The organism is Arthrobacter russicus (assembly GCF_031454135.1).
GTDB lineage: Bacteria > Actinomycetota > Actinomycetes > Actinomycetales > Micrococcaceae > Renibacterium > Renibacterium russicum.
In genome coordinates this window covers 1726999-1748304 of the sequence record NZ_JAVDQF010000001.1, presented here as the reverse complement: position 1 = coordinate 1748304, position 21306 = coordinate 1726999, and the positions used below count along the sequence as shown (strand labels likewise).

Below are 21306 nucleotides of genomic sequence, written 5' to 3'. Positions count from 1 at the left end.
TCGGCTCAGGCGTCGAACGACGCGCACGACCGGTGCTTGTCCGCCTAATGCCCGAGGTTTCCTGCCGGGCGGGGGTGGACAAGGCACCGGTCATAACTGGGAGCGTGGATAGTGCGGATTCTGCATGTGGTCAATGATGCGCAGACCGGCGGCGCGCAGACCCTCATCGAAGGCTTGGCCCGGCAGCGGCACCCCGACGACGAAGTGCACCTCTTGGTTCTGATGGCACCCGGTGCACTCTCCGAGCGGTTCGCGGCGAGCTTGGACTCGGTCAGCTACGTCGGGATGCAGAAACGGGATGTGCTGCCCTGGCGGGCCATCCGGATGTTGCGGGAGTTAGTCCTCGGGCGCCGGATCGAACTGGTCCATTCGCATTTGGCGCAATCCGATTTGGTCAGTGCGCTCAGTCGGATCGCGGTGCCCAAAGTCAGTACCGTGCATGTCAGCAGTTCGCATCAGACCCGGGCAATTTCCCGTCTGGTCGGAAAGGCCGTAGCCCGGCTCAGCAAGCGGTTCACTGTGGTGGCCTGCTCGCCTTCCGCCTTCGAATACGCGATCCAGTCCGGCTACCGCGTTGCGCCGAGCCTGATCCGCAACGGCACCCGGATCGCGGACGTGGTATTGGCTCCGGAGTTGCTCCGCCGGCGTCAGCGGAGCCGGCGTTTCGTGCAGCTGGCCCGATGGCATCCGGTGAAAGGCCACGCGGACCTCTTTGCCGCGTTGGCGATCCTGCGCAGCAGCCATCCGGAGGTCCGGCTGGACTGTGCGGGGCTCGGCATGGATGCGGACAATCCCGAGTTGGCCGCGAGCCTGGCGGCGCACGGGGTGGCCGACCTGGTGACTTTGCACGGCTCGGTCCAAAACGTCCGAGAACTATTTGACGGTGCCCGCGCCTTGGTCAGCCCGAGCACCCACGAGGCATTGCCGATGGCGGGCATCGAAGCGCTCAGCGCCGGGCTTCCGGTGCTCAGTACCGACGTCGGCGATTGCGCCGAGTTGACGGTGCGGCCGGAATTCCTGATCGCACCGGGGCGGCCGAAGGAACTGGCCGCCGCGATGGCCGGTTTGCTCGAGCTACCGGACCCGCAGTACCAGGCAGTGAGCCGGGCCGCCGCGGAACGCGCCCGGGAACGGTTCGACGAACGATCCGCGGCCGCGGATTACCGGGCGCTCTACGCCGGACTTCTGTTCAGCTGAGCCCGGGCTCGCTCAGCGGCCGCGGCCCGGTTTTCCGGAGCGGGAACAGCTCGTCGATGATGCTCAGCGAGCGCAGCCGTGCGGCGTGGCCCATCAGTGAATGGTCGAGTACCGGTTCCTCATGGTGGGTGACTACCCTGCCGGAACGCTGCAGGTTCCGAAGCCCGGCGGGCCCGCGTTCGGAAATGAAGTGCTGGTGGTCCACCGGGCCGAAGTAGAGGCGCAATTCGGATTGCCGGGAGCCGATGTCCATCAGGACTTCCGGCGTATTCGCAATGCTGTGTCGCCCCAGCGCGAGCCAAAGCGGATACGGAGCTTTGGCCCGCAGGAGTTCTTTGACCGTTGACTTCAGGTTCGCCCGGTGCCGTTGGTCGCGTGCCGCCGAGCTGAGCACGTCAACCGGATCGTCCGCGATGTTCCACTCGTCGAACGCCCGACGGAAGTAATCGGCATCGGAACGCCAGGCCACATTGTTGAACATCACGACCCGGTCGATCGGAGCATGTTCACTGGCCATGCTGACCAGCCAGGCGCCGACGCACAAGCCGATTCCAGTCACCGAACCTCCGGTTTTGGCGTGCAGCCAAGCGGCGGTGTTTTCGGTGTCCTCAATCGCCTCGAGGGTGTAGGGGTTCGGGTCCATGAGTGCCTCCGGCACCCCCAGATCGCCGCATCCCCGGCGTTCGGCACGCAAAGCCGGAACTCCGCGAGCCGCGAGGTTCCGGGCTGCGGCGACCCAGAGCGCGGTCACGCCGTCTTTGGGTTCGGCCGAAGCCGCGACGAAGAATGCCGCGGCTTCGGCCGAACTGCTGCCGAGCGGCCGGCTGTAGACGCCCGGAAGCCGGTCCGGGCCCACCTCCACGAGTTCCTCGACGATCCGCCGGCCAGTCGGCGCTGCCAGCGTGATGGCCCGCACCGGGGCCCAGGGACGTTGCAGCACCGGTCGCCCGGATTCCGGGAACGAATCGATGAGCCGTTGCAGCGACTCGGTGGGCACTTCGGCGTGGATCGAAGCCACGGAATGCACTTTCCGGCTCCGGTTGACGTCCGTCTCGATGCTGATTTCGGTGCCCGGTGGCAGGGTTCCGGGGGGTGCTTTCGCCGGGTTCGGCACTGCGGACAGCGCACTGGCCTGATGCGGCAGGAAAAGCGCCCCGTTCACTTCGACGCCGGCATCTTGGGGCACCACCGGGTCCTCCGGCAACGACATGGCCCGCAGCATGCTCTGCTGGCGCAGGAACATCCGGCCGCCGACTGGCTCCCAGAGCAGGCGTTTTCCGATGCCCAGCGGCGCCGAAGCCAGCAAGGCAGCTCCGACCCGCAGGCCCAGGGCATGCACCTTTCCGGGTTCGACGATCCGTTCGGCCAGTCCTATGACGGATTGCAAGTCCTGATGCCAGAGCGCCACCGGGTCGGCAGACTCGGGCATCGGCGCGGATTCACCGGTTCCGGTCCAACCGAATCGGATCGCCACCCAGCCTTGCTGCGCGAGCATGATCGCCAGCACCCGCAAGCTGCGGTAGCTGATCACCTGTTCCCGGGCCAATGGCGGCGCGATCACCACGGCGCCTTTGACTGCGCTGCCGGCCGGTCGGTGCACCCAGCCGTGCAAGGGCCGATTGCCGCTCATGATCCAGCTTGCCTCGCCAAGTTCTGCCATGGTCAGCCTCCTCGGTTGATGTCGTTCTCGGGCAAACGCCAAACCGGTTGCGGCGCGCTGGTCTCGTTGAGTGCCCGAACGGTGCCCCAAAGGCTCTCCGGCGCCCGTTGCGGCGTCGCCGGTCCGGCGGGCACCGAACGGCAGGCGATCCGCCTGCGGCCGCCGTGCGGAAGGTGGAAGTAGTTGTCCTCGGGTACCCGTCCGGGCAAATCCAAGGCCACGAAACTCGCCAGTTTGCTGCTGCTGACTTCGATGAAATCTCCGCTGTGATCGCTGCCGGAGAAGGCCTGCAGCCCAGTGTCGCCGAGCGGGCGGTCGATGCCGCCCAAGAGCAATACGGTCCGGGCGAGCACCGATCCGTCGTGCGCCCAGAGCACCGCCTCGGCCGTGTCGTAGCTGCGTTCCCCGAACTGCCAGACGTGGTCCAGATCGAGGAACCCGCCCAGGGCCTGGCACAACTCCCAACGGTGGTGGCCGTGCCCAGGCAGCCGCACCGCGATTTCGGCATGGGCTTGGACCACTCCGCTGATCCCGTGGATCCGGATTTCCAGCAGGCCTTCGACGGCTTCGGGCCGATCGTTGAACAGGTGCAGGTCGACCCCGTTGAGGCCTTCCGGTTGGAACCCGAGGGCAAGCGGGCGGCAGGCGGCCTTGAGTGCGTACCAGGCGGATTTCGGCACGCCGTCGACGTCGACGACGCCGAACCCGGCTCCGGCGGACAGATCCCGGGCGCTCAGCAACAGTGCGCCGGCGCACGGCGATTCCGGACGCCGCCATTCGAGCAGGGTTCGGGAAACCGCATGGTGCACGGCTGCCCGGTGCAGGTCGAGTTCCCTGCCGGTGTCGGCTGCGGATCCGGTGCCGAAGAACTCCCGGACGTAGTGCGCGGCGGTGTCTTCGAAACTCCAGTCCGAGCCGGGGTCCCGGGCGACGGCGGCCTGCCAGCGCGCGGAGGCCGCCGGGGGGCTGTGCTTCTGAAAGGCTTCGCCGAAGTGCCGGACGATGCTCGCCGGTTCCGGCGGCACCGCGAAGGCCAGGCATTCCGCGGCGAACCGGACGCCGGAGGTCCGGGCATCCGACAAACCCCGCCGGTAGGCTCCCACCCCGAAATAGTGGCTGATGCCGCTCCTGGCGTGCACCGGGTTCCCGGGGCCGGAAGGGCTCGAGGAGACGGCCACCGCTGCCGGGATGCAGTGCCGGATGATCGCCGGGATCACCGTGTCCAACACGGTCATACGACGTTGTTCCGCGGATTTTCCCCAGAACACGGGTTGCTGTTCGGTCTCGTTTCCACCGCTGACCACCACGATGCTCGGGTGTTTGGCCAGCCGGGTCAACCAGGTCCTGGTTTCTTCGCTGAACCGGTCGAGCCAATCCGAGTCTTCCGGCGGATCGAGGGTGGCGAGCATGCAATCCTGCCAGACCATGATGCCGAGCCGATCGCATTCGCGGTAGAAGGCCGGTTGCTCATAGCTTCCGGTGCCGCTGATCCGGACCAGATTTACCCCGGCCTCGGCCAATTGGCTCAGCGCGTCCCGGTAGTCTGCGGGCGAACCGCCTAGCCGGAGCGCATCCAGCGGCGCCCAGACCACCCCGCGGGCGAACACCGGGAGTCCGTTGGCCTTGAGCTGGAAACCGCCGTCCTGCCGGTCGGCTTCGATGGAGCGGAAACCCACGTCGAAGGATTCCCGGTGGGACCCGCCGTTCAGTTCCAGCCGGTACAAAGCCGGGGTGCCGTGGCTGTGCGGAAACCAGCGCTGCGGTTCGGGGAGTTCGACGGCGATCGTCCGTTCCCCGTCGACGCTGAGCTGCTCGGTTGCACTGAGGCTGCCGTCCGGGTGGCTCAGCCGCAAGGTGAGCTCCACCGGGGCGTCGCTGACGACCGATAGCACCACTCGCCCGAGCGGGCCGTCGAGTTCGGTGCGCAAGGTCAGCACTTCGTAGGGCGCGGATTCGCTCAGACTGATCCGGGCCCAGGGGCCCACTGCCGGAATCGTGCCGTGCCACGGGATGTGGCCCAGCAAGGGCGTCCGGTGCCAGCGCAGGGCGCCGTTGGCGATCAGCGAACTGCGCCACCGGGCCCGGGGTTTGCTGGGCGTACTCACCGAGCCGAGCGGGCGGCAGCGGATGGCCAGCCGGTTCCGACCGGCCTGCGGAGCCGCCGGGAAGTCCAGGGCATCGAAGGCCCCGGACCCGGAGCCGATTTCAACTCCGTTGAGCCAAAGCGTCGAGTAAGTGGCGATCCCGTCGGAGTGCAGATTCCACGGTTGGTCCGCACCGGCGTCGGCGGCGAAATCGGCGAGGAACCACCAATCCCAATCATTGGGGGCCAAGGCCAAGGCCAAAGCCGCAGCGGAGCCGAATTGGTCCCGCCAGGCACTTGCCGCGGTGCCCGGGACAGTGGCCGGCAGGGAGACTGCCTGGGCCGGATCGAGGGCGATCAAGCCGGCTGGGTCGGCGGCTGCGCCGGGTGGCGTGCGCACTACCCGCCAGCGGGCGCGGGACAGCAGGTCAACCATGGGCGGCAGGGTCGTTCTGCAGGATCCCGATCGCGGTTTCCCAGTGCGTGGGCATTGCGGCGAGTTCCGATTCGGTACTCGTGCTGCGACCGGAGGCGAACCGGGCGAGTTTGAACTGGAGCTGTTTCGCACTGTCGCTGCAGGCACGGAAGGCCGCTGCGGCCCGGAGCAGTTCGTCGGGTTGCCCGGCATCGTGGAGGGTGCCGGACCGGCCGGCCCGGGCGGCGGAAAGCCAGCGGCAGAATTCTGCGGCGAGCATTGCCGCCAAACCTGCCTGCCGGGTGGTCGCGAAGGCCAACTGGTGGAAATAGGGCAGCCCGTGTTCGGCCAACGGCCCGGCTTGCCGGCCCAAGTAATCGGCCAGCCGCCGCATCGGCTGCGGTTGGCTGGATTCCGCGATCCGCTGCAGGTGGCCGGCGAAGACCTCCTCGGCTGCGGCCAGGAGCTCGGCCGGGCCGAGCCGTTTGAGACCAGCAGTATCAATCAGGTCCACATAGGGGCTCGGCACGAATCCGTGCACTGCCGACGTGCCGAGCGTCGCCTGGAAATCTTCGCCCTCGAGGCGGTACAAACCGCTGTTGTGCAAATAGCTCAGCCGGCCGGCCACGGGGTCCAGGCTCAGCGGGATGATCGAAGTCTTCCCGTGCTCGGTCCGATAGCTGGTGCCGGCAGTGTCCGGCAAATAGTAGGAGTCGACCTCGACCATGGCGAAGTTCCCCAGCTCGAACTGGGCCGCCAAATGCTCGGTGATCGGCTTCCAGATCAGGTACTCGCCGAAGCGCAGGCCGTACAGCTTCTCCAAATCCTGGGAGCGGGGTTTCAAGAATTCCCACTGGTCGCCGCAAAATTGCGAGCTGACGGCGCAGGACATCGCGGGCAACGGATCGAGATGCAGCGCGGAAAGCAGCTCGATCCAGACGTCGGTGTAGCAATTGGTGTTCGCCCAGGCTGGGTCGTCGGAATGCAGGCGGTGCGGCTCGAAGCTGTCCGGATCCAATCCTGCCAGTCTCCGGGTGATCAACGAGGCGGGGGCGGCGTTGCTAGACGGCACGGCCCCCCTCATCCCTGGAGCGCGTTGCGGACGTCGGCCGGCCAGTCGGCCAGACGGAATCCGTGGCGGGCGACCAAGGCCAACATGATCCGTTCCAGGCCGAAGCCGAAACAGGCACTGTGCGCGGGCTCGCCGTCCGCGCTGCGAATCCCGAACTCGCCGCCGAAATGGTCTTGGTGCCAATTCCCCGAGGCCACTGCGGTGGACCGGCCGGGCACGGCTTCCACCAGCAGCTCGAACTTCAATTCGGCAGCGCGTTGGCCGGAGGCGAGCAATCTGCCGGACCGGCCGAAGAACGGGTCGTTGGCGCCCTCGATGCGCACCGTCAGGCCGAGGCCGGTCAACAGCGTCTGGGCTTCGGCCAACCAGCGATCGCGGTGCGCCAAGGCCTGCTCCGGGGTGCCCAGCAGCACGTATTCGCGCATCCGGAAGCTGACCATCCGGAACGGGTCCTCGGAGGGTTCGTTCCGGAAGCACTCGCCGGTGAGTTCATACCATTCGCCATCGGCGATGGTGCCTTGCAGGTGCGGATAGAGCGAATGGCACACGGCTGGAACCAGTACCAGATCGCTGGGTGCCAGCCGGTCGCGCCAACCGCGCTCGCCCGAGTCGACCGACTCGAGCAATGCGCGGTGGTCCCGGCTGTCGCCGTCGAAAACGTCGACGGCGCCGACCAATTGCGGGAACGAGGTCAGGTAATTGGTGCGCTGCAGCAGCTCCTGGCCGTTGACCGGTGGAAACCGCAGGCTGCGCAGGGCGGGGGATTCCGGCATGGCGCGCGCGATTTGCCCGGCCCGCCGGTTCAAACCCGCCACGACGCGTTCCGCGTCCTCGCTCAGCCCGTTGACCCCCGGGGCCATGGTCGGGATCAACCAGCCGTGTTCGACGAGCTTCCGGCCGAACTCCGCTGCTCCGGAGGGCAGCTCGGGAAGAAGGGATTGGGTGCTCATCGGGCTCCTCGCGAGATCAGTTGAAGGGTCGAAGTCTGTTGCAGGATCCGATCGTTGTTGATCATGATCGACGGCGCGATGCTGTCCCGGTACAGCCGGGCCAGACTCATCGGAGACTTGTTGGCGAAGCCGGGCATCCCGACGATCAGCATCGCGTCACCGACGATCGTGCGGACGAATTCCGCCGCCGCGACCTTGAGCGTGTTCATCGAAATCGCCGATTGCAACGAGCTGAGGTTCTCCGGATCGGCCCAATTCCGTTGGTACTGCTGTACCGCCGAGCGGACCAGCGCGGTCATGGACTGCAATTGGACTTCGAGCTCCGCGAGCCGCAACGCGGAAGGCGGAATCGATCCGGGCGTGCGTTTGGCGGCCTTCTGGACCACGCTGCGGGCAGTTTTCCCGGCCTGGGTAGCCATGCCCAGCCAGGCGGATGCCCAGAGCACATGCGCGGCCGGTACCGCGGTCTCCGAAGAGATCGTTTCGTATCCGTCGCTGAGCACGTACTCGGTGCTGCTTTCGGCCTCCAGCTCGAATCCCTCGGAGCATGTGCCGCGCATGCCCAAGGCATCCCAGTCGTTCGTCTTGGTCAGGCGGACCTGCCCGATCGGCAAATACACCATCACCTGGTCGTTCGGAACTGCGGCAGGGTTCCGGCGGGCCGTGACCAAGATGGCATCCGCGAACCTTCCGTAGGAGATCACCGGGCAGGACTTCGACAGCTTGATCGCATTCGCGTCGAGCCTTTCCACTGCGCAGGACGAGGTCCGGGTATCGCCTCCGACATTGCGTTCGGTGGTCGCGGATGCCAAAAGGAATTGTTCGTCCGCGCAACGGGACAACAGCTCGAGATGGGTGGTGTTGCGTCCGTGGCGGAGCAAACACAGCAGCTGGCTGTAGTGCATCGCCAAAATCATGCCGCTGGCGGAACAGGCTTCGGCTACTCGGCCGACGATCCGGCACAGATCCGTGAAATCCAAGGCCATCCCGCCGACGGCCAGCGGGACCGGTGCACCGAGCAACCCCGCAGCCTTGGCGGCGAGTATAGCTTCACTGGGGAACCTGGACTGTTCATCGACGTCGGAGGCATGCGCGACGGCCGCTTCGGTGACCCGGTCGATCAGCTCGTCCAGCGTGGCGGTCCTGGCGCTATCCATGGTCTGCGTCCTGGATTCCGCGGCGAATCGATTCTACCGAGGCGAAGGTCGACCGGTTGAGCAGATGCTCGGGGAACTCCAGGTCGAACTCTTCTTCCAGGGCGAGCATCACGTTCACGCTGGAAAGCGAGGTCATGCCTGCCGAGTAGAGATCGGCGTTGGAATCCAAGTCGTCGATGCCGACTGCCAGGCGAGCGTGTTGGTCGAGCACCGAGCGAATTTTCTGGTCGACGGCGAGTTGTTCCATAGGAGGTGCCTCATTTCGGGATGGTCTGATCGGAAGTGGGTGTACGGGGCCGTCCGACGGCGGAGGGCTGGTCCGGGAGGAAGGGCTCAGCGGATCATGATCCAGCTCGGGCGGCTGCCGTTTCCGAGCCGGGCTCGGCGGAGGCGGCGGGCGCCGCCGCGGGGTAGATCCGCAAGAGTGCGCTCCGTTGGTTCTGGCCGGTGTTCCGGGCCAGCGCGATCCGACTGCGCTCCGCGATGTCGGATCGCAGCAGCGGATCACGCAATTGCGGCCAGAGTGCTGCCAGTCCCTCGGGACTGCTGATCCGCAACGGCAGATCGGAGTCTTCGAAGGCCGGGATGTCGCGCAGCACTGTGGCGATCCGCAGGGCGTCCGCTTCCAGGACGGCCAGCGGAAAGCCCTCCCAGGCCGCCGAATGCAGGTAGACGTCGCTGCCGGCCAATTCGGCGAGCAGTTGCGCCCGGGGCAGCCAACCGGTGACCTGGATTCCGTTTTCCACCAGCTCCCGCGCCAACTCCGGATCGCCGCCACCGAGCCAACGGGCTTGGACGTCGTACCCTTCCTGGCGCAGGGCTTCGACCGCGGCCAGGAAAAACCGGGGATCCTTCTGCGCGCCAAGCCTTCCGGAGCCGGCGAGCCGCAAGACCTCGGTGCGCACGGCGACTTTGCTCCCCGCGGAGCGGCCCGCTGGCACCGCGGCGAAATTCGGCACATAACCGACGAGCGTGCGCCCGGGTCTGACCTTCGACAATTCCGTTGCCAGCGCCGCTTCGCGGGGCGAGCATGCGGCCACGGCGCCCGTGTTGCGGGCGAGCAGCCGTTCCACGGTGCGGTAGGCCCAGCGCGCGGTCGCGGAAAGGTCCAGACGTTCGAAGGCATAGCAGTGCGGGGTGTATATCTGGCGCAGTTCGGCCGAGTCGCGGACCGCCAACCGGGCATACAGCCCGGCGAACGAGGAATGCGAGTGCAATGCCACCGGTTTCAGGGACCGGACCGTGTTCCGGACCGCCAGGATCCGGCGAAATTGCCCGGAGGGCAGCTCGGCCGCCGTGGCGAATCCCTGCTGCCAGCCGGCCGGCAGCGCCGTGGTTTCGGCGCGCTCGACATAGCACAGGTGGTGCTGGTATTCAGGCGTGTTCGCGACGTAGTCGAAAAGCGCCGTGGACACCCCGGCGCCCATCGACTCGGTGATGTGCAGGATCGCGGGCCGGTCGGTGGGGTTACTGGGCACCGTCCCCCCTGACCACGGCAGAAGCGGTTTTCGCCAGAATGCTCAGATCCTGCGTCAGGCTCCAGTTGTGCGTGTAATACAGGTCCAGGGCAATCGATTCGTCCCAGCCCAGCCGGGAACGCCCATTGACTTGCCACATGCCGGTCATCCCGGGCAGGACGCCCAATCGCCGCTTGGCAGTCTGGTCGTAAAGCGCGACTTCGGCGGGACGCTGCGGCCGGGGCCCCACCAGGCTCATTGATCCGCCGAAGACGTTGAACAGTTGCGGCAGCTCATCCAGCGAGTACCGCCGCATCAGAATGCCGATCCGGGTGACTCGGGGATCGTCGTCGACCTTGAACAGCGGTTCTCCGGAGCGGCCCTGCTGGCGCAGCAGCGACTGCAGCTGGGCATCCGCATCCGGGACCATGGAACGAAATTTCAAGATCTTGAACGGGCGGCCGTCGATGCCGATTCTTTCCTGCCGGTAGAAGACCGGCCCGCGGCTGGTCAATTTGATGCCCAGGCCGAGGACCGCGAACAACGGCAGCAGGACGACGATCAAGAGCCCGGAACCGATGATGTCCAAAGCCCGTTTCGCCATCCGGGTCGGCAGATACGGATAGGGGGCGTCCAGTTCCACCATGGTTTTGTCGCCTTGCGAATGCGTCCGGATGCGGGCCGGACTGACCGAGGCGCCCCAGCGCACCAGACGGATCGAAACGTGCTGTTTGCGCAAGTCCCAACTCAGCCGGTCGATCAACTCCTGGTCGATGGCGAGGTCGGCCGGCAGCTCGACGACGTCGGCCCGGCTGAACCTGGCCCGTTGGGAAACCAGACGGACCAGTTCCTCGGGATTCTGCTGCAACTCTTCGGTGAGCACCAGCGTCTGGTGCTGCAGCCGGCCGGCGGACTTGTCGATCTGGTAACGGTGCGCCGGCAGCACGGAGATCACCCGAGGGTGGTGGAAGCGGCGGATGACCGCGCGGCCGAGGACGTCGGCAACGGTCAGCACGATCGCCAGGACCACCGGCTGCCGGAGGCCGACAACGCTGCCGAAAAGCACTTCGATCAAGGCGAAACAAGCGACTACCGCGCAGCCGGCCCAGACCGAAAGCATCGGGAACGGCTTCACCAACCGCTCAGTGGCGAAGCCTTTGATCCCAGCCAGGGCGCCGAGCCATACGATTCCGGCGATGATCGTCGGCCAAGGACCGAGTGCGCTTCCGGAGACCGGCCAGATCAGACCGGCCGCTGCGGTGGCGCCCAGCACCAGGGCGACATCGAAGATCACCAGTGATTCGATGAACGGGAGCCTGCGTTGGCGTTGCCGGGTGGTGCTGTAGGCAGGCCTCGGCTCGGCCTCGGGCTGAGCCACGTTGACCGTGGCAGGCACCGGATTGCTGTTGTGTCGAGCCCGGTGGACGATCCGTCGTTGGTCCAGCCGTTGGTCTACTTGTGTCATGGCGTGTCTCGCCACACATTTATGCAATTTCGCATCGTTCCCCAATTTCCCCAATGTTTTCCTCATGCCGGCCGAGGGGCGATGCGGACCCTCGGCTAGCAGAGATTCGTACTCTTCGAACCGCCTTCATCAATCACAGTGCAGCTCGAATCCGGATCGTGACGGGATACCGGAAAAATTTCACTCGCGGGGTATTCGGAACGGTCTGGGTCAGCGATTCATGCTCTCCATGATGCGGCTGATGTCCAGCTCATGGTGCGGCAACGATTGGAACCGGAACTTGGGCACGAAGTCTTGGAACTCGCTGGCCGCGTTGATCCGGGCATGGCAGTTCATCATGGCGGCGAAGACGTTGGGCGAGTCGGGGGCCAGGATGTAGATCAGCCCACCGCGACGCATCAGCGTCGTTTGGGTTCCGCTGAAAGCCGTGGTGAAGATCAGACCGAGGAGCGCCACCTGGGTCCAGCGCAGCGGCTCGACCTCGGCATTCAGCGGTGAAATTGAGGCGGTGGCGATGATCATCGACGAGTCGCTCGGCCGGCCTTCCAGATCGTGCAGTGAACGCCAGAAATGCGCTTTGGTGCTGAATCCGGTCAGTGGGTCGGTGCATGAAATCGGATCTGGCAGATCGGCGGCATCCGCCCAGCCTTCAGTGAAGAATTGGATCGCCTGGATGTTGGTCAACCGTCGGCAGGCTCGGAAGTAGCAACGGAAGTCGGCGAGGGATTCGGCGATGCCGATGCCCTGCCGGTAGCGCGCAGCACCCAGGAGCCGAGCTGCGGACTCGAAGCCGGGGCTTCGGCGTGGCAGCTTGGCTAGGTCATCGACTTCCGGGATCCACCAATCGTTGGGAATCCGCCAAGAGCCGCGCAAGCTGAGCTTTTTCCATCGCTGGACCAGCCCGGGGGAGGGGGAATTGCTGGGAGCCATGTTTAGGTGTGCAGCCAACCGGCAATTCATGATGGCGATTATCGGTTCGGGTTTTCATCTATCGGCAATGCCCGACCGCCGGGCGGGAATGTATTCACCTTTGTTTGCCTGTATTTGCTTGAAGCGCCTTCTGCCGGTCACACTGGATTCACTCCTTTAAGTAGGGGAATTGGGGAATTGGGGAACAAACATGAACAGTGACAAGGAAAGATTGGACGGTACCGCCGAGCGCAGCGATGAAGATCTGATCAGCCTTGTCCGATCAGGTGATGTCGACGCGTACGGGGTGCTCTACCAACGCCACCATTCGGTCGCGCTTGCCGTGGCGCGCAAGAATTCGGACAACCGCTCGGACGCCGAGGACGCGGTGTCCGAAGCGTTTTCGTCGGTTCTGCAGGCTCTGCAGGGAGGCAAGGGGCCGGTCAGCTTTTTCCGGGCGTACCTGCTTTCCGCGGTCACCAGGATCGCGCATCGACGAAATGTAGCGGCCGGCAAGGTCACTGCGACCGATGACGCGGCGGTGCTGGACCGTGAATCGGCCGACCCGGATTCGGTGCTGGCCGAGTTCGAAACCGATGCGGTCGCCCGCGCCTACAAGACGCTGCCGGAACGTTGGCAGGCGGTGCTCTGGTATTCCGACATCGAAGGTCTGAAACCGGCCGCCGTGGCGCCACTGCTCGGCTTGTCGGCCAACGGCGTCTCCGCCTTGGCGATCCGGGCCCGGGAAGGGCTGCGCAAGGCCTATCTGCAGAACCACATCAGCACTGCCGAGGACGACCAGTGCGCCGAGTACGCTTCGAAGCTGGGTTCTTTCGCGACGAATACCCTGCGTCGTTCGCAACGGGCCGAGGTCCAGGAGCACCTGGATGGCTGCCTGCGCTGTACCGCGGCCTTCCTGCACCTCAAAGACGTCGGCTCGGCGATGCGCGCCGCAGTGGTGCCGGCATTGCTGGGCATCGGATTCGTTGCTTGGTCCCAGCTCGGCACGGCTGCCGGGCTCGGCAAGGGCGCAGTGTTGTTCGCCGGAGTGCGTTCCCAGGCGGCCCGCGCCGCGGAACAGGTCAAGGCGATGGGGTCGGGGACGATCGCGGCTTCGGTCAGCGTAGTGGCCGGCGTCTCAGTCGCGACGGCGATGTTGGTCGGCCAAGGAATGGGGCTGTGGGGATCCGGCCCGGAGGGCGGGCCGGCGGTCGGCTCGCAGTCGCAGCCCGGCCGCTCCGGGCCCGGCCTGCCAGGAGCGCCCGGCAATCAGCTCGGCGAAGCTTTGCCGGAGCCGGGCCTGGTCTCCGCATTGTCGACTTCCGAGACCAAACCTGCGCCGCAGGATTCGGCGCCCGGGCCGGTGCCGGGCGGCAGCGCCGAGGCGACGTCGACGCGGTTGCCGACCGCATTCGTGCCGCCGGCCGTGGTGCCACCCACCCTCCCGGAGACGCCGCCGGTGTCACCCGAAGTCACCACGCCGGTCACGCCCACCGTGGACCCGCCAGGGGTGGTTTCCGCTGAGCTGACCGCGACCGGTCTGGGCAGCCGGAAGAACGTCCAGGTCGCATTCCGGGTCACTGGCAATTTGCCGCTGACCTCGGCCAAGGTGGTGTTCCGCCTCGATCCGAAGCTAGCCCAGCACTTCGGCGGCTGGAATCAACCGCCGCAAGGCTGGCAATGCACTGCGGATGACAGCTTTACCGCGAGTTGCGTGGCCGCCTCTGCGAGCCGGACGGATCTGGTTTTCAGCGGAGTCGTCGTGATGCATCCGTTGTCCGGCAATGCGGTGCTCTCGTATGAGTTCAGCGCCACCAATGCGGTGCCGTTCAGTGGGCAGAAGAGCTTGAGCTTGTTGGCGGGCGGCCCGCTGCCGGCCGAACCGATTGATCCTTCGAACGACCCCGGACATCCGGTGGCACCCATTGGATCTGGCGGATCGGCTGCTCCGACAGAACCTGCGGGGCCGGCTGAACCAGCGGGCCCGGCCGAACCAGCAGAACCCGCGGAACCGGCTGCGCCCGCGGAGCCGGTCCCGCCGGCACCGGACGGAGCTGGCGGTAACGTTGCCTCGGCTGGGGGAGGCTGACACTTCCGGGACTGAATCAGGCGGCGCCGCTGATGATCCGGGGGCTGCCGAGCTGGACGGGGCGGCCGGTCGCATCGAAGTGTGCACCGGCGCCGGCCTGGATGAACTGCACTGTTGCGGAAATTCGCGCTTGCCGATCGGCGTCGTCGGCGTCCGTGCTCCGCGAAGCGCTCGCAGTCAGCGAGCCGTGGATCAAGTGGGCCAAGTCCGCCACGTCGGTGCGCGGCAGGTAGTCCTGCTCGATGGCGGCGGCCAGAATATCCTGGAGCAGCTTGCTCAGTTCGCCCACGTGGACGGAGAGCTTCGCGAACGAGTCCGCGGAAAGCACCGAACGCATTGCCGGGCCGGGCGGAAGATGCCGCTTTGACAGGTCCTCGATCTGGGCTCTGACGTAGCAGGCCAGTTGGTCGACTGGATTCTGCAGGCCGGCCAACTCATGTTTCAGGTCGGACAGGAACCGGCCGGTCTCGTCCAGCGCGTAGGCGACCAGGAGCTGCTCCAGATCGGCGAAATAGTTGTATACGGCGGTCCGCCCGACGCCGGCTCGCCGGGCGACGTCGGTCATGGTCAGCCCAGGCAGCCCGTGCGTGAAGAGCAGCTCTCCGAAAGCATCGAGGACTTTGCGTTGCGTCAACTCACGTTGTTCCGCATTGCTGGAGGCAACTATACGAGGCATGTAGACATATTAGCCGATTTTGTCACCAAACAAAGCATGCCTCGTGGTTTCGGCTCGGGCCAGCGGAAACGGCGGCAGCAGCGGCCGGGCTGCCCAGTCGGCGCGCACTAGCTGCAGCCGCCGGCTCAAACCGCGATCCGGATGCCGTTCCGGTCGGACGACTCGGCAATTGCGCCGAGCACCCGCTGCACCTGGAGGCCTTCAGCGAACGACGGGGACGGCGCCCGGCCCTGGTCGATGCAGTCCAGGAAGTCCCGAACCTGATGGCTGAAGCTGTGCTCCCAGCCCAGGATGTGACCCTGTGGCCACCAGGCTTTCAGATACGGGTGCTCCGGCTCGGTCACCAGGATGCGGCGGAAGCCCTGTTCCGCCAACGGATCCATGGCGTCGAAGAACTCGAGTTCATTGAGCCGTTCCAGATCGAATCGGAGCGCGCCCCGGGAACCGTAGATTTCCAAGTGCAACGAATTCTTGCGGCCAGTGGCGATCCGGGAGGCCTCGATGCTGGCGCTGGCTCCGCCACTGAGTCGGAGATTCGCCCAGACGGCATCGTCCACGGTGACCTCCTCGGCGCCTCCGGCGCCGCCAGGCCGCTGCGGAACGAAGGTCCGGAGTGCGCCGGAGGCTTCCATCACCTGCTCCGTCAGAACGAATTGCACCAGGTCCACGGCGTGGCTGGCGATGTCGCCGAGCGCGCCGGAACCCGCAGTTTCGGCACGGAGCCGCCAGCTCATCGGGGCATTGTCGTCGGCCAACCAATCCTGCAGGTAGCTGGCCCGGACTTGCCGCACCGTGCCCAGCCGGCCGGCCGCGATCAGCTCGCGGGCCAAGGCGATTGCCGGAACCCGGCGGTAGTTGAAGCCGACCATCGAAAAGACGCCGCGTCGCGCCGCAGCGGCCGCCACTTCCACCATCTGCTCCGCTTCGTCGACCGAATTGGCCAGCGGCTTCTCCACGATGACGTGCTTGCCGGCCCGCAGCGCGGCGATCGCGATCTCCGCGTGCGCCCAGCCCGGTGTGCAGATGTCCACGATCTGGATGTCATCGCGGGCCAAGACTGCCCGCCAGTCGGTTGCGGACTCTTGCCAGCCCCAAGCGGCTGCCGCTGCGGCGACGGCGTCGGCAGATCTGCCGACCAGCACCTGCTGCCGGTAGTGCGGCAACCCGAAGGCGGCGCCGGCATTGCGCCAGGCCGCCGAATGGGCGCGGCCCATGAAGCCGTGGCCGATCACCGCGACGCCCAGTGCGCTCATCTCACGCTCCCAGTGTTGCGGCGAACGGATTCCAGTCCAGCGGCAATGCCTCGGTGGCCGGCGCGCTCGAACTGAGTTCGACGAATTCGCCGCGCTCGCCGGATTCGGCGATCGAGACCATTGCATCCACGACATGGTAGGCCTGTTCTCCAGGGGCCCGGTGCGGCACTCCGGCCCGGATCGAGCGGGCCATGTCCAAAGCGCCCACGCCGCGCCCGGTGACTTCGCCCTCGCAGGGGACCGGGATCCATTCGTCGCTGCCGGTCTTGCAGATCTTGACGTCACCGTCGAAATTGTTCGGGTCCGGGAGGGCGATCGTGCCTTCGGTCCCGGTGATCTCCACGAAGCCCACCCGTACTTTGGGCGAGTCGAAGCTGAAAATGCTCTGCGCCGAACCGCCGTCGGCGAACTGCAGCAAAGTCCCGAAATGCGTGGGCACCTCGACGTCGAAAACCTCGCCGGCTTTGGGCCCGGAACCGATCGAGCGCTGTTCCCGGGATTTCGAGCCGATCGCGGCAACCCGCGAAATCGAGCCGAAAGTCTGCACCAAGGCGGTCAAATAATACGGTCCGATGTCGAACAGCGGCCCGGCGCCGTGCTGGAACAGGAATGCGGGGTTCGGGTGCCAGGATTCCGGCCCGGGGGACTGGAACAAGGACAGGGCGGTCAATGGCCGGCCGATGTCGCCGCGCTCGATCATCCGGCGAGCGGTCTGCAACCCCGGGCCGAGGAAGGTGTCCGGGGCGCAGCCCAGTCGCACCCCGGCCTGGTTCGCTGCTTCGAGCAGTTTTTTGCCGCTCTCCCGGTCGAGCGAGAACGGCTTTTCGCTCCAGACGTGTTTGCCCGCCGCGACCGCAGCGCCGGCAACCTCGACGTGGGCTGCCGGAATGGTCAGGTTGACCACGAGCTCGACCTCGGGGTGGTCCAGGGCCGCAGCCACTCCGCCGTGTGCCCCGATGCCGAATTCTTCGGCCCGTTCCGCGGCCACCTGTTCGAATACGTCGGCCACCACGTGCACTTTGACGTCCGGGAATTTGGCCAGGTTTTCCAGATATTGCTTGCTGATGACGCCCGCGCCGATCAACGCGATGCCTACCGGGCCGCTCATGCCTGGGCCCCGACTGCCTGGCCCGCCAGCCCGTTCAGATAACCCAGGCTCTTCGCCAGCCCTTCGAAGATGTCGCCGCGGTAGTCGTCGAATTCGACCACTCCGGCGGTCAGCTGCGGCGCCGCGGCCAAGATCGCCGGGATGTCCACCCGGCCTTCGCCGGCCGGCAGTTGATCCAGCGGTTCGGTGCTCAGCGGCCCGTCTTTGAGATGGACGAACTTGACCCGGTCGCCGAGCCGGCGCAGCAGCGCTGCCGGATCTTGGCCCGCCACGGCCGCCCAGTAGGTGTCCACTTCGAGGATCACCGGGTCATCGAGGTGTGCGGCCAGCTGTTCGAGCGCGGTGCTGCCGTCCAGGATGGATTCCAGCTCCCACCAATGATTGTGATACCCCACGGTGATCCCGTAGCCGGCGGCTTTTGCCGCTGCCGCATTGAGCGCCTGGGCGGTGCGCTCGACGTCGGCGAGGCTCTGCCAGCGCTCTTCCGGGATGAACGGGTCGATGACCGTGCCGATGCCCAGAGCTTCGGCAGCTGTGAAGATCTCATCCTGGTCTGCGCTGAGCAAGGGTGCGTGGCCGCTGGGCGCAGTCAGGCCGTTGGCGCTGAGCGCGGCGGCAAGCGGTTCGGCGATTGCGGCGAAGTTGTAGGGTTCGACGGCGGTGAAACCGAGCGCCGCAAGCTTGGCAATGCTGTCGGGAAGGTCTGCTTCGAGTTGACGGCGAACCGAGTAGAGCTGAACCGAAAGCAAGGGCTTGGGCATGACTGCTCCTTTTCAAGGGGTTGGCGTGGATCATGATCCACTGTAATCAACTTCTGCCGAACGTCAAGCAAAAGATGCAAATAAGGTGACAATACTTTGGGTTTCCGGCGCGCTTTTTGCCATGCGTGGGACAAATGATGCTGCCGCGTGCTATCACTGAAGCCATGTCAATGCTTGAAAGCCCAGCAAATATCAGCTCGTTGCCCGGCGGTACGGCCAGTGCATTGACCCGGGCCGGTGAGCTTTTCCAGATTTTCCGGGATGGCCAAGCCCGTACCAGGGCCGAGTTGGCCGAGCTCACCGGCCTGGCCCGTTCCACGGTCGCGGCCCGTTTGGACGCATTGACTGCCTTGGGCCTGATTGGGCCAGCCGGGGAGGCGGTGTCCTCGGGCGGGCGTCCGCCGTCGCGCGTCGCCTTCAAGCCTTCCGCCCGGGTGGTTTTCGCCGTCGACGTCGGCGCCACCCATTTGCTGATCGGGCTGACCGATCTGGGCGGCCGGTTGATCGGCGAACGCCGGGTGCCGGCTGATGTCTCGGATGGGCCGGAGGTGGTTCTGGACCTGGTCCTGGAGCACTGCCGGCAGTTGCTGACCGAGTCCGGCCGCACGCCGGAAGAGCTCGCCGGGGTGGGCATCGGAGTCCCGGGGCCGGTGGAGCACAGCAGCGGCAAGCCGTCGAACCCGCCGATCATGCCGGGCTGGGACCGGTTCGACATCCCGGCGTACATCCAGCGGGTCTTCCGGGCTGAGGTGCTGGTGGACAATGACGTGAACATCATGGCGCTGGGCGAGCGCGCGGCGCACTGGGAAGATGCCCAGGACCTGCTCTTCATCAAGGTGGCGACCGGCATCGGTTCCGGCATCATCAGCGGCGGGCTGCTGCAGCGCGGCGCGGACGGAACGGCCGGCGACCTGGGCCATGTGCGGGTGCCTCGCGGCGAGGGCGTCACCTGCCGCTGCGGAAACGAAGGCTGTTTGGAGGCGATCGCCTCGGGTCCGGCCATTGCGCGGTCGCTCACTGAAGCCGGCGTGCCGGCGTCGGGCGGGGAAGACGTGCTGGCATTGGTCCGTGCCGGCAACGTCCAGGCGATCCAGGCGATCCGGCAGGCCGGTCGGGACGTCGGTGACGTCCTGGCGACCTGCGTGAGCATGTTGAACCCGGCAATCATCGTGGTGGGGGGATCGCTTTCGGTGGCCGGCGAGCACCTGCTGGCCGGTGTGCGCGAGGTGGTTTACGGGCGCTCGTTGCCCCTGGCCACCTCGCGGCTGCGGATCGTGCAATCGATGGCGGCCCGCGAAGCCGGGGTGCTCGGCGCGAGCCGGATGGTCACCGACCACGTGCTCTCCGCGGGGCGGATCGACGCGGCCCTCGCTGCGCTGTAGTCCTTCCGGTCGCACGGTAGCCCTTCGCTGATCGCGCTGTAGCGGATCCGCTGAGCGTTGACTTGCGGCGGTTCTGAGTGCGCCAAACCCGCCACAAGTCAACGCTCAGCGCGCGTGGGAGAGGGATCCAGCGGGCATCGGCAAGAAACGCCAGCTTATTGCAAACTTTTGATTGACCTTCGGCATAAGTTGTTCTAGGTTGAGGATAACCATTGTGGGCCAGATCACATGGCGGTGATCTGCGCCGGTTCAACCGACAAGGAAGTCTTCCGTGAAAGTTCGCAAACTCGTAGCAACAGCGGCGCTTGCCGCGTTAGCACTCAGCACTGCCGCTTGCGGGGGCAGCGGCAGTTCAACCGGATCCGGCGATGCGGCGCTTACCTATTGGGCCTCGAATCAAGGCACCAGCTTGGACAACGACAAGCAGAACCTGACGCCGCTGTTGGAAAAGTTCCAGCAGCAGACCGGCGTCAAAGTGAATCTCGAAGTCATCGGCTGGAACGACCTGCAGACCCGGATCCAGACGGCGGTCACTTCGGGCCAGGCTCCGGACGTGGTCAACATCGGCAACACCTGGGCATCCTCGTTGCAGGCCACCGGTGCCTTCCTGCCTTACGGCGACGCCGAGATGCAGGCGATCGGCGGTGCGGACAAATTCGTCAAAACCGCGCTCGACACCGGCGGCGCCCCGGGCCAGCCCCCGACCTCGGTACCGCTCTACGGTTTGGCTTACGGGCTCTATTACAACAAGGCGATGTTCGCCGCGGCCGGGTTGCAGCCGCCGGCCACCTGGGAAGCGATGGTCGCCGCGGCCAAGCAGCTGACTGCCGGGGGAGTCCACGGCCTGGCCCTCGCTGCCGCCAGTTACACCGAGAATGCGCATTTCGCGTTCATCAATTCGGCGCAGAACGGGGCTGAGCTCTTCGATCAGGATGCTAAGCCGACCTTCGATTCCGACGGTGTGGTGAACGGCGTCAAGCGCTACTTGGACCTGATGCAAACCGACAAAGTGGTCGACCCGGGCAATGCGCAGTATGACAACGGCACCAAGGCGGTCAACGACTTCGCCACCGGGAAAGTGGCGATGATCCTGACCCAGAACAACGCCGACAATTCACTGACCAGCAACGGGATGAAAAGCGATGCCTATGGCGTGGTCCCGCTCCCGGCTCCGGAGAATGCAAAGCAGAAAATCGCGAGCTTCGTCGCCGGGATCAACCTCTCGGTCTTCAAGAACACCAAGAACAAGGATGCGGCGCTGAAGTTCGTGAACTTCATGACCAGCCCGGAGGTCCAAACCACGCTGGGCAAGCCGTTCTCCTCGCTTCCGGTGCTCAAGGACGCCAAACCGGTGTTCACGGACAACGCCGAGGAGGCGAAGACCTTCGCGGACATCTACGCGAACATGTCCAAGCCGCTCCCGCTGACGCCGAACGAAGACCAATTCGAAAACACCGTCGGCAAAGCGATGAACCAGTTCTTCGCCACGATCGCTTCCGGCGGCACGGTCAGTTCCGATGACATCCGCAAGGCGTTCAAAACCGCACAGGATCAGGTCGCCGCGGCCGGATGACGCGAGGCCGGCGAGGTGGCCGAATGCCTCGCCGGCCATTGACCGGATATCCCCGGCCCCGCCCGGCCTGGTGGACCCTGGCGAGATTGTTGAGAAGGA

At 65.9% G+C, this 21306-nt stretch carries 17 protein-coding genes; 4 read left to right on the top strand and 13 right to left on the bottom strand.

From position 1 onward, the window contains the following. Positions 1-111: 111 nt before the first annotated feature. Positions 112-1197: a glycosyltransferase gene (locus tag JOE69_RS08190; protein WP_309797691.1), complete on the top strand. Its 1086-nt coding sequence runs from the start codon at positions 112-114 to the stop codon at positions 1195-1197. Here JOE69_RS08190 and JOE69_RS08185 read toward each other — a convergent pair. From JOE69_RS08185 to JOE69_RS08145, 9 genes are all read right to left on the bottom strand, one after another. Next, positions 1190-2857: an alpha/beta hydrolase family protein gene (locus JOE69_RS08185; RefSeq protein WP_309797689.1), complete on the bottom strand. Its 1668-nt coding sequence runs from the start codon at positions 2855-2857 to the stop codon at positions 1190-1192. The genes JOE69_RS08190 and JOE69_RS08185 overlap by 8 nt on opposite strands. A 2-nt stretch (positions 2858-2859) precedes the next feature. Then, complete coding sequence (locus tag JOE69_RS08180; RefSeq protein WP_309797687.1) at positions 2860-5376, bottom strand: glycoside hydrolase family 2 protein; 2517 nt, start codon at positions 5374-5376, stop codon at positions 2860-2862. Further along, a complete protein-coding gene (locus tag JOE69_RS08175; protein ID WP_309797685.1) occupies positions 5369-6427 on the bottom strand; it encodes a DUF1839 family protein in 1059 nt (352 codons plus the stop codon). The genes JOE69_RS08180 and JOE69_RS08175 overlap by 8 nt, the downstream gene beginning before the upstream one ends. 8 nt (positions 6428-6435) lie before the next feature. Further along, positions 6436-7377, bottom strand: coding sequence for a class-II aminoacyl-tRNA synthetase family protein (locus tag JOE69_RS08170; protein WP_309797683.1), 942 nt, complete (start codon positions 7375-7377; stop codon positions 6436-6438). Then, entirely contained in the window at positions 7374-8534 is a 1161-nt protein-coding gene (locus JOE69_RS08165) for an acyl-CoA dehydrogenase family protein (RefSeq protein ID WP_309797681.1), read from the bottom strand. The genes JOE69_RS08170 and JOE69_RS08165 overlap by 4 nt, the downstream gene beginning before the upstream one ends. Next, positions 8527-8781: an acyl carrier protein gene (locus JOE69_RS08160; protein WP_309797679.1), complete on the bottom strand. Its 255-nt coding sequence runs from the start codon at positions 8779-8781 to the stop codon at positions 8527-8529. The genes JOE69_RS08165 and JOE69_RS08160 overlap by 8 nt, the downstream gene beginning before the upstream one ends. A gap of 94 nt (positions 8782-8875) precedes the next feature. Beyond that, the gene (locus JOE69_RS08155; RefSeq protein ID WP_309797677.1) at positions 8876-10012 is read right to left on the bottom strand and encodes a glycosyltransferase; all 1137 of its coding nucleotides are present in this window, start codon (positions 10010-10012) and stop codon (positions 8876-8878) included. Then, positions 10002-11456, bottom strand: a complete 1455-nt coding sequence (locus JOE69_RS08150; RefSeq protein ID WP_309797676.1) for a sugar transferase — start codon at positions 11454-11456, stop codon at positions 10002-10004. Before JOE69_RS08150 ends, JOE69_RS08155 begins: the two co-directional genes overlap by 11 nt. A gap of 210 nt (positions 11457-11666) precedes the next feature. Beyond that, entirely contained in the window at positions 11667-12386 is a 720-nt protein-coding gene (locus JOE69_RS08145; protein WP_309797674.1) for a hypothetical protein, read from the bottom strand. 190 nt (positions 12387-12576) lie between these two features. Between JOE69_RS08145 and JOE69_RS08140 the strand changes: the two genes are divergently transcribed. Then, on the top strand, positions 12577-14454 hold the full coding sequence (locus JOE69_RS08140) for a sigma-70 family RNA polymerase sigma factor (RefSeq protein ID WP_309797672.1): 1878 nt from the start codon (positions 12577-12579) through the stop codon (positions 14452-14454). A gap of 16 nt (positions 14455-14470) precedes the next feature. On the opposite strand, the gene JOE69_RS08135 is transcribed toward JOE69_RS08140, so the two are convergent. From JOE69_RS08135 to JOE69_RS08120, 4 genes are all read right to left on the bottom strand, one after another. After that, positions 14471-15130: a TetR/AcrR family transcriptional regulator gene (locus JOE69_RS08135; RefSeq protein WP_309797670.1), complete on the bottom strand. Its 660-nt coding sequence runs from the start codon at positions 15128-15130 to the stop codon at positions 14471-14473. Between the two features lie 125 nt (positions 15131-15255). Next, complete coding sequence (locus tag JOE69_RS08130; protein WP_309797668.1) at positions 15256-16383, bottom strand: Gfo/Idh/MocA family protein; 1128 nt, start codon at positions 16381-16383, stop codon at positions 15256-15258. Between the two features lies 1 nt (position 16384). Beyond that, a complete protein-coding gene (locus JOE69_RS08125) occupies positions 16385-17491 on the bottom strand; it encodes a Gfo/Idh/MocA family protein (RefSeq protein WP_309797666.1) in 1107 nt (368 codons plus the stop codon). After that, positions 17488-18252, bottom strand: coding sequence for a sugar phosphate isomerase/epimerase family protein (locus JOE69_RS08120; RefSeq protein ID WP_309797664.1), 765 nt, complete (start codon positions 18250-18252; stop codon positions 17488-17490). Before JOE69_RS08120 ends, JOE69_RS08125 begins: the two co-directional genes overlap by 4 nt. A gap of 170 nt (positions 18253-18422) precedes the next feature. On the opposite strand from JOE69_RS08120, the gene JOE69_RS08115 reads away from it, so the two are divergent. Both JOE69_RS08115 and JOE69_RS08110 read left to right on the top strand, forming a co-directional pair. After that, positions 18423-19634 carry an ROK family transcriptional regulator gene (locus tag JOE69_RS08115; protein ID WP_309797663.1) on the top strand — a complete coding sequence of 404 codons (1212 nt, stop codon included), beginning with the start codon at positions 18423-18425 and terminating at the stop codon, positions 19632-19634. A 271-nt stretch (positions 19635-19905) separates the two neighbouring features. After that, positions 19906-21207, top strand: coding sequence for an ABC transporter substrate-binding protein (locus tag JOE69_RS08110; RefSeq protein WP_309797660.1), 1302 nt, complete (start codon positions 19906-19908; stop codon positions 21205-21207). Positions 21208-21306: the final 99 nt, after the last annotated feature.

What these genes read in the sequence shown, in the direction of transcription:
- JOE69_RS08185 (WP_309797689.1), bottom strand. Translation starts at nt 2,857, where the DNA reads ATGGCAGAACTTGGCGAGGCAAGCTGGATCATGAGCGGCAATCGGCCC.
- JOE69_RS08180 (WP_309797687.1), bottom strand. Translation starts at nt 5,376, where the DNA reads ATGGTTGACCTGCTGTCCCGCGCCCGCTGGCGGGTAGTGCGCACGCCA.
- JOE69_RS08170 (WP_309797683.1), bottom strand. Translation starts at nt 7,377, where the DNA reads ATGAGCACCCAATCCCTTCTTCCCGAGCTGCCCTCCGGAGCAGCGGAG.
- JOE69_RS08165 (WP_309797681.1), bottom strand. Translation starts at nt 8,534, where the DNA reads ATGGATAGCGCCAGGACCGCCACGCTGGACGAGCTGATCGACCGGGTC.
- JOE69_RS08160 (WP_309797679.1), bottom strand. Translation starts at nt 8,781, where the DNA reads ATGGAACAACTCGCCGTCGACCAGAAAATTCGCTCGGTGCTCGACCAA.
- JOE69_RS08150 (WP_309797676.1), bottom strand. Translation starts at nt 11,456, where the DNA reads ATGACACAAGTAGACCAACGGCTGGACCAACGACGGATCGTCCACCGG.
- JOE69_RS08145 (WP_309797674.1), bottom strand. Translation starts at nt 12,386, where the DNA reads ATGGCTCCCAGCAATTCCCCCTCCCCCGGGCTGGTCCAGCGATGGAAA.
- JOE69_RS08140 (WP_309797672.1), top strand. Translation starts at nt 12,577, where the DNA reads ATGAACAGTGACAAGGAAAGATTGGACGGTACCGCCGAGCGCAGCGAT.
- JOE69_RS08135 (WP_309797670.1), bottom strand. Translation starts at nt 15,130, where the DNA reads ATGCCTCGTATAGTTGCCTCCAGCAATGCGGAACAACGTGAGTTGACG.
- JOE69_RS08130 (WP_309797668.1), bottom strand. Translation starts at nt 16,383, where the DNA reads ATGAGCGCACTGGGCGTCGCGGTGATCGGCCACGGCTTCATGGGCCGC.
- JOE69_RS08125 (WP_309797666.1), bottom strand. Translation starts at nt 17,491, where the DNA reads ATGAGCGGCCCGGTAGGCATCGCGTTGATCGGCGCGGGCGTCATCAGC.
- JOE69_RS08120 (WP_309797664.1), bottom strand. Translation starts at nt 18,252, where the DNA reads ATGCCCAAGCCCTTGCTTTCGGTTCAGCTCTACTCGGTTCGCCGTCAA.
- JOE69_RS08115 (WP_309797663.1), top strand. Translation starts at nt 18,423, where the DNA reads ATGCTTGAAAGCCCAGCAAATATCAGCTCGTTGCCCGGCGGTACGGCC.